The sequence below is a fragment of the Psychrobacter maritimus genome (assembly GCF_904846345.1).
Taxonomy (GTDB): domain Bacteria; phylum Pseudomonadota; class Gammaproteobacteria; order Pseudomonadales; family Moraxellaceae; genus Psychrobacter; species Psychrobacter maritimus.
The window spans coordinates 186,209-199,447 of record NZ_CAJHAJ010000005.1 but is presented as its reverse complement, the minus strand read 5'-3'; the positions used below and the strand labels follow the sequence as shown (position 1 = coordinate 199,447).

General features: G+C 44.6%; 11 protein-coding genes. 10 read left to right on the top strand and 1 reads right to left on the bottom strand.

Annotated elements, in window-relative coordinates; all coding sequences use genetic code 11:
• The first annotated feature begins 45 nt into the window (after positions 1-45).
• From galE to JMX50_RS08845, 4 genes are all read left to right on the top strand, one after another.
• A complete protein-coding gene (galE, locus tag JMX50_RS08860; RefSeq protein WP_201629264.1) occupies positions 46-1,092 on the top strand; it encodes a UDP-glucose 4-epimerase GalE in 1,047 nt (348 codons plus the stop codon).
• Between the two features lie 63 nt (positions 1,093-1,155).
• Positions 1,156-2,040, top strand: a complete 885-nt coding sequence (locus JMX50_RS08855; protein WP_201629263.1) for a UTP--glucose-1-phosphate uridylyltransferase — start codon at positions 1,156-1,158, stop codon at positions 2,038-2,040.
• A gap of 3 nt (positions 2,041-2,043) precedes the next feature.
• On the top strand, positions 2,044-3,711 hold the full coding sequence (gene pgi, locus JMX50_RS08850) for a glucose-6-phosphate isomerase (RefSeq protein ID WP_201629262.1): 1,668 nt from the start codon (positions 2,044-2,046) through the stop codon (positions 3,709-3,711).
• Positions 3,712-3,769: 58 nt separating this feature from the next.
• The gene (locus JMX50_RS08845) at positions 3,770-5,149 is read left to right on the top strand and encodes a UDP-glucose/GDP-mannose dehydrogenase family protein (RefSeq protein ID WP_201629261.1); all 1,380 of its coding nucleotides are present in this window, start codon (positions 3,770-3,772) and stop codon (positions 5,147-5,149) included.
• A 145-nt stretch (positions 5,150-5,294) separates the two neighbouring features.
• Here JMX50_RS08845 and JMX50_RS08840 read toward each other — a convergent pair whose 3' ends face one another.
• On the bottom strand, positions 5,295-6,788 hold the full coding sequence (locus JMX50_RS08840) for a phosphomannomutase CpsG (protein ID WP_201629260.1): 1,494 nt from the start codon (positions 6,786-6,788) through the stop codon (positions 5,295-5,297).
• Between the two features lie 155 nt (positions 6,789-6,943).
• On the opposite strand from JMX50_RS08840, the gene mazG reads away from it, so the two are divergent.
• The 6 genes from mazG (at position 6,944) to panC (ending at position 13,216) form a co-directional block, all read left to right on the top strand.
• Positions 6,944-7,807, top strand: coding sequence for a nucleoside triphosphate pyrophosphohydrolase (gene mazG, locus JMX50_RS08835; protein WP_201629259.1), 864 nt, complete (start codon positions 6,944-6,946; stop codon positions 7,805-7,807).
• Positions 7,808-7,901: 94 nt separating this feature from the next.
• Positions 7,902-8,210, top strand: a complete 309-nt coding sequence (locus JMX50_RS08830) for a ComEA family DNA-binding protein (protein ID WP_265088593.1) — start codon at positions 7,902-7,904, stop codon at positions 8,208-8,210.
• 177 nt (positions 8,211-8,387) lie between these two features.
• On the top strand, positions 8,388-10,700 hold the full coding sequence (gene pcnB / locus JMX50_RS08825; RefSeq protein WP_201629257.1) for a polynucleotide adenylyltransferase PcnB: 2,313 nt from the start codon (positions 8,388-8,390) through the stop codon (positions 10,698-10,700).
• Between the two features lie 34 nt (positions 10,701-10,734).
• Entirely contained in the window at positions 10,735-11,298 is a 564-nt protein-coding gene (folK, locus tag JMX50_RS08820; RefSeq protein ID WP_201629256.1) for a 2-amino-4-hydroxy-6-hydroxymethyldihydropteridine diphosphokinase, read from the top strand.
• Positions 11,299-11,401: 103 nt separating this feature from the next.
• Positions 11,402-12,202: a 3-methyl-2-oxobutanoate hydroxymethyltransferase gene (gene panB / locus JMX50_RS08815; RefSeq protein WP_201564369.1), complete on the top strand. Its 801-nt coding sequence runs from the start codon at positions 11,402-11,404 to the stop codon at positions 12,200-12,202.
• Between the two features lie 114 nt (positions 12,203-12,316).
• Positions 12,317-13,216, top strand: a complete 900-nt coding sequence (gene panC / locus JMX50_RS08810; protein WP_201629255.1) for a pantoate--beta-alanine ligase — start codon at positions 12,317-12,319, stop codon at positions 13,214-13,216.
• The last annotated feature ends 23 nt before the right edge of the window (positions 13,217-13,239 follow it).

The window sequence follows — 13,239 nt, the reverse complement described above, 5'->3', positions numbered from 1 at the left end:
TTTTTATTCTAACAATACCTTTTCATTGACTAAAATGTAGAAATTATGAAAAACAAGATATTGGTTACGGGCGGCGCTGGATATATCGGCTCACACACTTGTATAGCGTTGCATCAAGCAGGCTATGATATCGTGGTATATGATAATCTATCCAATAGTAGCCGTGAAGCGATCAATCGCGTCTCTACTCTCATTGGTCAGCCTATTGAGTTTATCGAAGGCGATATTCGCGATACTGAGTTACTCAGACAAGTATTTACAAAACATGAGTTTTTTGGTGTGATTCATTTTGCGGGGTTAAAAGCCGTTGGTGAATCCGTGGCCAAACCATTACTGTATTATAATAATAATGTCAGCGGCACCATTACTTTATTGGAAGCCATGGCAGAAGCAAACGTTAAAAACCTCGTTTTTTCATCGTCTGCGACTGTTTATGGTGATCCTGAAGTACTGCCTATTGATGAGACATCGCCACGTTCTTGCACCAATCCTTATGGGCAAAGCAAGCTTACGGTCGAGCATATTTTAGAAGAATTAGCGGCAACTAATGATGGCTGGAATCTTATTCCGCTTAGATACTTTAATCCCGTAGGTGCGCATCCATCAGGACAGATTGGCGAAGATCCAAATGATATTCCTAATAATTTGATGCCTTATATCTCCCAAGTTGCAGTAGGTAAGCTTGAAAAGCTTAGTATCTTTGGTAATGATTATCCTACCGTCGATGGTACGGGGGTACGCGACTTTATCCATGTCACTGACCTTGCCCAAGGGCATGTTGCTGCGCTTAATTATTTACAGAAACAAGTAGGTCAAGATAAATACAGCTCAATAGGTTTCTTACCTATTAATCTAGGAACGGGCAAAGGCACTTCAGTGTTAGAGTTGGTAACTGCATTTTCTAAAGTATCCGGCCAAGATATTCTCTATCAATTCGATGCTCGCCGTGCAGGAGATATTGCCAGCTGCTATGCAAGTGCTGATAAAGCGAAAGAATTATTAGGCTGGGAGGCGAAACTGTCTATCAATGAGATGTGTCAAGATACCTGGCGTTGGCAGAGTATGAATCCGAATGGATATAACATCGCTTAGATTGCATAAAAAATATCTTTAAACCTAGCCTTTCTCTCACACCTTTTAACACAGTTTAAAATTATGAAAAAAATTACCCATGCCGTTATTCCAGTTGCAGGCTTTGGCACCCGTATGTTGCCATTATCTAAATCCGTACCAAAAGAGCTATTGCCATTAGGCAATCGTCCTGCCATTCATTATGTCGTTGAAGAAGCAATCGCAGCTGGCATCAAGCATATTGTATTGGTTGGTCATGCGCAAAAAAGTGCTATTGAAAATTACTTTGATATCAATGCTGAGCTGGATAATCAGCTTAGAGCGAAAGGTAAAGATGAGCTAGCCGATAGCTTAAATTGGCTACCAGATGATGTAACGGTATCAATGATACGCCAAGGTAAACCGTTAGGTTTAGGGCATGCGGTACTTGCCGCGCGACCAATTATAGGTATGAATGACTTTGCGGTACTGCTGCCCGATGTGGTGCTTGATCCCTTTACCACCGATATGACTGCTGACAATTTAGCCTTTATGATTGAGTCCTTTGCTAAAGATAAGCACTCACAGATATTGGTTGATACTGTCGCCGATGAAGATGTGCATAAATACGGTATCGCTCAGTTAAGTGAATCTGATAACGGTGCGCACGATATAGATAATAAAGCAGATGCAAATACGAGCTTTAAGGTTGCCGGTTTTGTAGAAAAACCGAATTTAGAAGATGCACCCTCAAAACTGGCCGTCGTTGGGCGCTATGTTTTTAGCAACCATATTTTTGACTATCTGGCCAATACCAAAGCGTCGGTTGGCGGTGAGATTCAACTGACCGATGCTATCGATGCCTTGATTAGTCAATATGGCGTCAATGTCACGACGATGCGCGGTACCAGTTATGATGCCGGTGATATGCGCTCTTATATGCAGGCGTTTATTTATTTCGCTCAGCAGCAATTAGCGGATGAAGAGTAGTGCATGAACGATATAAAAGGCAATAATCGCTATAGCAGCGCGCGCAGCTCTAAGTACTGGCAGCAGTTACAAGCGTTAGCGGCACAGCCGTGGTCGCTCGACAAACTATTTACCCAAGATGCTGAACGTACGAGCCGTTTTAGCACGCAAGCTGGCGCGCTATATATGGATTATAGCAAGCAGTGTATTAATGATGCTGTGCTAGAAAATTTATTAAATTTGGCGGATAGTTGTGAATTATCAGGCCGTATCCAATCTTTGTTACAAGGCGCGATGGTAAACACCAGTGAAGAACGCGCTGCTTTGCATACGGCGCTGCGCTTACCAGTTACCGCGAAACTGCAAGTTGGTACGCAAGATGTTGTGGCTGATGTGCATCAGAGCTTGGCACAAGTTGCCAGATTGTCCGAGCGTGTACGCAGTGGTACGTGGCGTGGATTTTCCGGCAAGGCAATTACCGATGTAGTTAATATCGGCGTTGGTGGTTCTGATTTGGGTCCGCTGATGGCGACCACTGCGCTTGATGAGTGGGCAGATACTGCTATTGAAGTGCATTTTGTCTCCAATATGGACGGCACGCAGCTTGATAATTTGCTGAAGCACTTAAATCCTGAAACTACCTTATTTATTATCTCCTCTAAATCTTTTGGTACCGTTGATACGCTATCCAATGCCAAAACCGCGCTTTCATGGCTGCTTGCAACTGCAAAACTGCGTGCGGGTACGGAGGACAGTGTATTACGTCGCCATTTTATCGGTATTTCAGCCAACAGCGAGAAAATGAGCGCGTGGGGTATTCATCCTGAGCACCAATTGCAGCTTTGGGAATGGGTTGGTGGCCGTTTTTCTTTATGGTCAGCGATTGGATTGGCTATTGCCATTCGTATTGGTATCGATGGCTTTAAAGCATTATTAGCAGGCGCTCATAGTATGGATGAGCATTTCGCGCAAGCGGATTTTGCAGAAAACTTACCAGTATTATTAGGTTTGCTTGCCGTTTGGAACAGTACCTTTTTACACGTTAATGCTCATACGGTATTGCCTTATGATGGGCGTTTAGAGTATTTGCCAAGCTACTTGACCCAGCTTGAAATGGAAAGTAATGGTAAATCGGTGACGCTGCATGGTGAGCGATTAGACTACGATACTTGTCCGATTTTGTGGGGTGAGATTGGTTCAAACGCGCAGCATGCTTTTTATCAGCTCTTGCATCAAGGGACGCAGCAAGTCTCTTGTGATTTTATCGCCTGCGTGCGTCGTTATAGTGATAAAGCGACCAATGCCTCGCTACAACAGCAGCATGAATTGTCTTTAGCTAACTGTCTAGCGCAAAGTCGGGTACTGGCTTTTGGTAATGCGGCTATTGCTGATGCTGATATACAAATCGCTTCTGATGCTGATAAGTATAAATACTACCGCGGTAATCAGCCGTCAACGACTTTACTGATTGACGAGCTGACCCCGCATAGTTTGGGGGCATTAATCGCGCTTTATGAGCATAAGGTTTATGTGATGGCCAGTATTTGGGATATCAATCCGTTTGACCAATGGGGCGTCGAGATGGGTAAGCAGATGGCGGAGTCAGTGCATACCGCCATGCAGCAAGAGGGTGGTGAGCAATTTGATAGCTCTACCAATCAGCTACTACAGCATATTAAGCGGTTCTCTTAAGAGTGCCTGCTGTTAATTTATTCATGCTGCTAATTTATCAATAATCAAAGGTAAACTCATGAGCGCTGATGCCATAGATACACATAAGCATAAACCTGCCCCCAATTCGTTTAATAATACGGCGATAAATACTAACGTTTGTGTCCTTGTCGGTCATAGTATTGAAGCGATTACCAGTGCTGTGGTGCTGGCAAGTCTCGGTCATGCGGTTCATCTCTATGCCGATAAAGATATATTGGCGCAGCAGTTACAACAATATGGTTTTGAGCATCATCTGCAAGCGCTTTGGCAGATGTATGATCAGCAGCAACAGATTATAAGCTATGCGCTACCAAAGAGTGCTGATGAGTTAATACAGCGTTATGAAGTGGCGAATGATAATGATGAGAAAAAATCAGTTGCGCTATATTGGCTGTTTTTAGATAGTATTAGCGCGGTATGGCTAGAAGACAGTTGGATTACCGCCTTTAATCATAGTCATCAGCAAGCATTACCGCTCATCATGAGTGGTATTAAGCAGTTAGGTGCGGTTGCCGCATTATCTAAACGTTTGCAGCGCGCTTGGGTATATTATCTACCCTTCGTATTTTTAAAAGACGGTGATGCCTATAGCTCGATGTTGAATCCGTCGTTATGGTTACTCGGTGAAAAAACGCCAAACAGCAGCTATCATCTACATATGCTCCAACCATTAATGCAGCATGCGCGTGCAACGCATCATGCCGATATTGCGACGATAGAATTTGCCCGTAGTAGCATCATGGCGATGCTGGCAACGCGAGTTAGCTTTATGAATGAGATGTCGCGCTTGGCTGATAGTCATCAGGTTGATATCCAGCAGGTCAGTCACATTATGGGACTCGATGAGCGTGTGGGCAGTAGCTACTTGCAAGCGGGCTGGGGCTTTGGTGGTAATACACTACCGACGGAATTGCTTCAGCTGCAGCAATCGAGTCAAGCGCAGAGCCTAGCCATGCCGCTATTGCAATCGGTTATCCATATTAATGAAGACCAAAAAGAGCTGATCTTCCGTAAGTTTTGGCAATATTTTGACGGTTTTATCGATAATAAAACGGTCATGATTTGGGGCGGTAGTTATAAAGCGGGCTCGGGACGGACGGCAGAATCAGCGATTCACCCATTATTAGCATTATTATGGTCTTATAATATTCGCACGTTGGTTTATAGTGATAAAGCGCAAACGGAGCTTGCCGCCCTTTATAAGCAGCAGCCATTGCTTGAATTGATAAACAATCCGTATCAACAGCTTAATGAGGCGCAGGCAATCTTTATTATCAGCTGGTTGCCAGAAAATCGACTAGATATTGCCAAGCTTAATGAGCAAGCGATGCCCATATTTGATGCGCAAAATGCCTTGTCGCGAACGCAGATAGATGGTCTAGTCGGCGACTATATGGGAATTGGTCGCGCCAAGTAAGGGTTTCTATCAGGTATAAAATAAGCTCAGTAGACAAATAGCTATTAGACTAAAGCTAAATAAAAGCGCCGGTTAATTTTTATATTAATCGGCGCTTTTTTTATTTTTATAAGTTTAGAATGTCTTTATTCAGCACAGCAGCTATTTAAGCAGGTACCGCACCTTTACTGGCAAGCCATTGTTGAATGGCTTGGGTTTTGGTCCGTAGTAAATCTTCATCACCGCGACTTTCAATATTTAACCGAATTAATGGTTCAGTATTTGAGGCGCGTAAGTTAAAACGCCATTCGCCAAAGTTTAAACTCAAACCATCGAGCATCGATTTAGTTGGCTTTTCGGTACTAAACTTATCTTCAATTGCCTTAATAATCGTCTGCGCATCATACGTGGTCAGATGAAAGTTCAGCTCACCTGAGCTTGGATAGGCTGCAATATAACCGCTGACCAATTCTGACAAGGTTTTACCGGTAATCGATAATAGCTCAATGGTCAGCAGCCAAGGAATCATACCGCTATCGCAGTAGAAAAAATCGCGGAAATAATGATGCGCGGACATCTCGCCACCATAAACCGCGCCAGAATCACGCATCACCTGCTTGATAAATGAGTGCCCAGATTTACTAATAACCGCCTTACCATTATGCTCATGGATGACGGCTTCGGTGTTATAAATTACCCGTGGATCATAAACAATCGACTCGCCTGCATACTTATTTAAAAATGCTTGCGCCAGCATCCCAACGACATAGCTACCATCGATAAATTCGCCGTATTCATCGAATAAAAAGCAGCGGTCAAAATCGCCATCAAAGGCAATCCCAAGGTCGGCTTTATTTTCTAACACCGCTTGCTGGGTGGCGGCTCTATTAGCCAAAATCATCGGATTGGGGATGCCATTAGGAAAACTGCCGTCAGGGGCATGATGCAATTTAATCACTTCAATCGGTGCGCCAGCTTGTGCTAACTTTTCGATTAATAAATCAACCACGGGACCGGCGCTGCCATTGCCTGAATTTATAACCAGCTTAAGTGGTTTTAATTTATCAGTATCGATGAAAGTCATGACATGATTGATATAGGCGCTTTTATCCGTCAATAATTGTAGGTTGCCTAAGGTGTTAGCAGTGGTAAATTGCCCCGATTCTGCCAATGCTTGAATCTCTGCCAAACCATCATCGGCGCTAATCGGTTTTGAGTGCTCTTTGACCAATTTTAAGCCATTATAGTTAATCGGATTATGACTGGCAGTGACTTCGATACCGCCCAACGCTTGATAGTAGCTGGTGGCAAAGTAGACCTCTTCTGTACCTGTCATTCCCAAATCAATTACATCGACGCCAGCATCTAGCATACCTTTGATTGTTGATTGTTTTAACTGCTCACTTGAATGGCGGATATCGCTACCGATAACGATAGCTGGTTTTAAGTTTTTCAGTTCAGCGGTAGCATCATTATCGGCACTGTTATAACGCTCGAATAAAATTTGCGCAAAGGCACGGCCGATACGGTAGGCGATAGCTTCATCGAGATTGACACCAAGCTCGCCGCGGATATCGTAAGCTTTAAATGAATCAATTTTAATCGGTGCGAACTGGGTTTGAGTCGCATAGCTGGCATTATTCGTATCGGATGTGGGCATAACGATAAAATCCTTGCGTTTAAGCAGTGAGATGATAATTAAGTAGGTTACCCAATTATAAGCTAATCAGTGTTCAATGCTACACTAACGACAAAATCGTTATAAACTTAATAGGGTTCTATTGAATAACCAATAAAAATATAAGAGTGTTTTTTATGAATAGCTTAGAAAATAAAATAACAGCGCCTACACCGGTACAAGGAACGCCAGAAGCAAGTGGCGAGTTGGCGGATTTGTTGTCCTTAATGGCACGGCTGCGAGCAGATTGTCCGTGGGATAAAAAACAAAGCAACCATAGTCTCATTCCTTATGCGATTGAAGAAGCCTATGAGCTTGGCGAGGCGGTACAAAGTGATGATGATGAAGACATCAAAGGTGAGCTTGGTGATGTATTATTGCAAGTGGTGTTTCATTGTCAGATGTACGCTGAACAAGGGCGCTTTGATATGAGTGATGTGATTACCACTTTGCAAGAAAAGCTGATTCGCCGGCATCCGCATGTGTTTGAAGCAGAAACGCTACAAGATGAAGCCGCGGTAAAAGAACGTTGGGATGAGATTAAGGCGGAGGAGCAACAAGTGCGCGCTGCACGTGGTAAACCACAGCGTCGTTTGGACAATACCAAAGCAGGTAGTGCGCTGATGCAGGCGCAGGATGTACAAAAACAGGCGTCAAAACTGGGTTTTGATTGGGAAGGCGTCAGCGGCGCATTTGATAAACTCGATGAAGAAATTGCCGAGCTAAAGGCCGAGATTTTAGATAAGCTCCAAGTTGAAATCAAAACCAATATCAGAGAGATTGAAAAGGAGCTTGGCGATTGCATGTTTGCGCTGGTCAATGTGGCGCGTAAACTAAACCTCGACGCTGAAACTGCAACTTTAACCTGTGTGCATAAATTTAAATCGCGTTTTGGCTATATTGAAGACCAGTTAGCTGCCGCTGGCAAGCGTTTAGAAGATAGCGATATTAATGAGATGGATGCGTTATGGGAAGCGGCGAAACAGCATGAACGCGACTAATAAAAGCTTGTTTACTAAATACTCGTTTATCAAATGGCAGCATGCTAATCTATTTAAAAATGCAGCCATTTTTTTAGTAGGCATAGTTTCTATCATGGCTATGCTATCTCATCCTGTCTTTGCCGCGCCTTGTTTTGATAACCCCCAAAGTGCTTATAATTATCTCTTAACGCAAGAAGCAGCGCAAAGCCAAGCGCGTACGCAGACCAGTATTAATATCAATCGAGCGACCGAAGCCGAGCTGGTGGCATTAGACGGTGTTGGCAGCAGTAAAGCGCAGGCGATTATTTTATATCGTGAGATGTTTGGCGGCTTTAAGAGCGTTGATGAATTAACCAAGGTAAAAGGCATCGGTGCAAAAACCGTTGAGAAGAATCGCAGACGTTTAAGCGTGCAGGATTAATCACGGTATTAATCAGGATATTTTGTATTAATTAACCCCAATATTGACAAAATAGCATGTAAGTAAATGTCATAACACACCCACCATGGCCAAAATTTGTTAAACTAGCAGGTACATCCGCCTGATAGACGCTGTGTTCGTCAGGGGTGGTTAAGAATAAAGGCGAGGAGTAGATGCATGGCCGAGCGTGCCGCCAAGCAGTTAGAACTGAATAAATCTGAATTACCAAATTCCATTACCGAAGTGATTGCAACCCTAACCCGAGCTGGGTTTGATGCCTATATCGTCGGTGGCGGCGTGCGCGACACCTTGCTAGGCCTGCGTCCAAAAGACTTCGATGCGGTCACTGATGCTAAGCCCCATGAGATTAAAGACGTCTTTGGCAAGCGCTGCCGTATTATCGGTCGCCGTTTTCAATTGGCGCATGTCTACTCTGGGCGCGAGCTTATCGAAGTGGCTACTTTCCGTGGACCACCGCTTAATGATTCAAATACCAATCAAGATGGTATGATTCTGCGCGACAATGTCTGGGGCGATATCAAACAAGACTTTGCCCGTCGCGACTTTTCTATCAATGCCCTTTATTATCAACCGCTTAAAGGCGTGGTGCATGATTTTTGCGGTGCACTTGAAGATATTGATAATAAAATTATTCGCCTGTTAGGTAATGCGCCGACTCGTATCGAAGAAGATCCGGTCAGATTGCTGCGCGCCTTACGTTTTAAAGCCAAGTTGGGCTTTGATTTTGATAGCGAATTGGCCGCACAGTTCCATGATGGTAATTGGGCGCTACTTGAGCAAATCTCTCCGCATCGTCTATATGATGAAACGCAAAAGATGTTTACTGGTGGCTATTTAGTGCCATTATTGCCGTTATTGTTTGAGTCTGGCGCGATTGATAGTTTAATCATTTACCCACCTGCTGAGCCAAGTGCTTTAGTTAAGCAAGTCGCTATTAATACCGACAAACGTATCGGCGCTGGCAAAAGCATTAACCCTGCCTTCTTTTATGCCGCGTTGCTGTGGGAAAACTATCTACATCAATTAGAAAAAGCCAAAAAGCGCAATATGCCTTTTGCCGATGCACAAATGCATGCAGCGGGCAAAGTCATCGACCGTCAGCGTATCAAAACCGCCATTCCAAAATTCGCTGAACAGTTTATTCGTGATATCTGGATATTGCAGCCAAAATTGGCCGCCCCACGTAGTAAACAAATTGTCCAGCTGTCTGAGCACCCACGTTTCCGCGCCGGTTTTGATTTCTTGTTATTGCGTGAGCAGTGCGGCGATGCCGAACATCCGCTATCAGAATCGACCAATGGTATGGGCGAGTGGTGGCACAACTATCAAACCTTGACCGAACAGCAGCAGCAACAAGCGATTGATGACTTTGATGAAAATATTCGTCGCGGTGCTTATAAGCAAGCGCAGCGCGGTCGCGGACGTAATCGTCAAAAACAGCAAACCTCGAACGATAATGGCAAGGTGAATCACATAGAAAACGATCAGCAAGATAAAGTAAGCGGCAATGGTCATAGCAAGCAAGTGGTTAATGATGCCTCAAACGTGCCATCACGCCGCCGCCGCGCTGCCAGTCAGTCGGCTCAGCATGCTAATAACAGTGTCAGTAATAGTAGCAGCAATGTCGGTCGTAATGAGAATGGTCGTAATAATAGCTATGATAAGCAGCAAGCGACACAAGATAATAATGAGCTTGCCCAATTGCAGCAGTTATCACTTGCTAACATAGGTCATCAAGCGGCAACTAAACGCCACAATGCCAAGCCTGCACCGTTGTTTGTCATAGAGCACGAGAAGGTTGTACCGCCATTACGCAAGCAATTGCCAAGTGATGCACAGTCGCAATCGTCATCTAAGTCGCCTTCTAAATCTAAACCGGCTAGCCAAGCGTTTGTAGAAAAAAACACCGTTACTGACAACGCAGCGCCTAAAGAGCAGTCTGGCAATCAAGAAGCAAAGCATCATGCAAAACTAAAGCAAGCTGATGTCAATGTTAGTACTGACTCAGCTTCTACTAAAGCGCATACGACAGAGTATGCTACGCGCACGGTAGCCAGAACACCGGCGCTTGTCAGTATGAATAACGAGCCGATACCGCATAAGCGTCGCCGTCGTCAGCCTACTGTTGTAGAAAATGACAATGGAAATAGCTCAGCTGATAGCAATAGTGTAGTAGAGGCTAAAGCAGTCGATAACAAAGCGCAGAAATCGGCGAGATACGCAAAAAAAGCGCCGAAGCTAGCGACTGAAGCTGTTAGTAAAACTGAAACTAGTGACGTTGAAAGTAAGGCTAAGAAGGCAACCAAAGCTTCAGCAGCAAAACCTACTAAAACCAGTCAAGATACTAAGCGCCAGACCAGTCAAAGTCAGTCAGCTAAGCATCAAACAGCTGCTAGTAAAATGAATGAGCAAAAAGGCCCTGTACCATCGAAGCGTCGCCGCCGTCAGCCAAGCGTTAATAACGTTTAAGCTTATGAGCGGACAATAGAGTAAAGTGATAACTATGAACACGCACTTTGATGCTAACGATGACAATGAGAGCCATGGCGATGTAACTTGGGTTACCTGCTATGTGGGCTTAGGTAGTAATCTGACAAATGAGTTAGGTTCACCTGTCGAGCATCTGCAGCAAGCCGTTGCCACTATGCAAAAGCACGAGCAGATACGCGCGGTACGGGTGTCTTCAATCTATGCTTCAGCACCGATGGGACCGCAAGACCAACCTGATTTCATCAATGCGGTCGCAGGTTTTGAGACCACTTTGACTGCGTTTGAGCTGCTTGCTTTTTGCCAAACGCTAGAGCAACAAGCCAAACGCGCCCGTCTGCGCCGTTGGGGCGAGCGTAGCCTTGATGTCGATATTTTATTATATGGTGACGCGCAAATAGCAGAGCCGCAATTAACCATACCGCATGCTGGCTTGCCTGAACGTAATTTTGTTTTGATACCGCTACGAGAGTTAGCAGCAGAGTTGATTATTGCAGGCAAGCCAATCACGGATTATCCGCTGAGTAACGATTGGACAGGGTTAAAGTTGCTATCAGATGATGGATGCATTAATCGTTAAATAGACTTATTAACTACTAAAAAGTAGCAGAAAATTGGCATTTAGCAGCATTTCCAGTCATTGATTGTTAAACGTATTGATGATTGAAAGCATTGAGGATGATATGACGACGTTATCGACTTTAAATAAATTTAAAAAAGACGGCACCAAATTTACCTGTCTGACCTGCTATGACGCGATGTTTGCGCGCATGATGGATAAAGCACAAATCGATACGATATTGATTGGTGATAGTCTGGGCATGGTGGTGCAAGGTCATGATTCAACCTTACCGGTCAGCGTCGATGATATGGCTTATCATACGGCCAATATTGCTCGTAGTAATAAGCATGCGCTGATTTTAGCCGACTTGCCGTTTATGAGTTATGTGACGCTCCCAGAAGCGGTTGCCAATAGCCGAAAACTGATGCAGGCGGGTGCGCATGTGATTAAGATTGAAGGCGGTAGTGAGCTTTGTGATTTAGTCACGACATTAGCACAAGCAGGTACGCCCACTTGCGTACATCTTGGCTTAACCCCACAATCGGTTAATGTCTTTGGCGGTTATAAAATCCAAGGGCGCGGTGATGCAGCGGCGGATAAGCTGCTTGCTGATGCCAAAGCGGTGGTTGCTGCCGGTGCGGCACTTTTGGTACTAGAATGCGTACCTGCTGAACTTGCAAAAGCTGTGACTCAAGCGGTTGCCGTGCCGGTAATTGGTATTGGCGCTGGTGCCGATACTGATGGTCAAGTCTTAGTCATGCATGACATGCTTGGTATGGTGCACGGTCGTGTGCCGCGCTTTGTTCATGACTTTTTAACCGATGAGCGTAATAGCGAGCGTAGTATTGAAGGCGCATTTGCCTTGTATCAACAAGCGGTACGCGATGGCAGTTTTCCGACTGAGCAGCACCAATTTAGCTAGTGGTCTTTAATTTAAAACTTTGAATTTGGTGCTTAGTATTTTGAATTTAGTACTTTAAGTTTAGTGTTTTGACGATTATCAGTAGAACAAGCTATCAGGATAAGAGTATTTACCATGCCAATTATTCATCATCATATCTCAACCCTGCGCGCCGCCTTAAACCCTTATCGTGGTCAGCAAGATAGCCAGCAGCGTATTGCGTTAGTACCAACCATGGGCAATCTACATGACGGTCATCTTGAGCTGGTAAAGCTTGCCAAGCAGCATGCTGATATTGTCGTGGTGAGTATCTTTGTCAATCCTACCCAATTTGGCGTCGGTGAAGATTTTGACAGCTATCCACGCACCTTAGATGCAGATGTCGCCAAGCTTGCTACTGTTGGTGCTGATTATGTATTTGCCCCAAGCATTGATGAGATGTATCCAGTATTACCGCCACCAACGTCAGTCCGAGCGGGAGAAATTACCACCCAGCTATGTGGTCAATCGCGCCCCAATCACTTTGATGGTGTCGGTATCGTTGTCTCTAAGCTCTTTAATATTGTCCAGCCTGAGGTGGCCGTATTTGGCCAAAAAGACTATCAGCAATTGGCAATTATCCAGCAAATTGTGCGTGATTTAAGTTATCCGATTGAAATAATCGGCGCGCCTATCGTACGTGCTGCTGATGGTTTAGCATTATCTTCGCGCAATCAGTATCTAACTGAAGCTGAGCGTAATGTTGCTCCTGTGCTGCATAAAGAATTGCTACGCTTAGCTGAGCAGTTAATGCAGGGTCAGCATCTCAAACAAGGGCTTGCGCCTTTATTAACAGAGACACGGGCACGCATCGCTGAGGCGGGTTTTAAGATTGATTATTTAGAAGTTAAAACGGCTCAGCTCGATTCTTTAGAGACAGATGCTGAATCTGCAACTTTCAATGGGAATCAGCAGGATTTGGTGATTTTGGTTGCGGCTTGGTTGGGCCGTGCACGTTTATTAGACAATCAGTTAGTGACGGTCAAGCTGCCGTGATGACAGAGTAATTCGCCAGACGC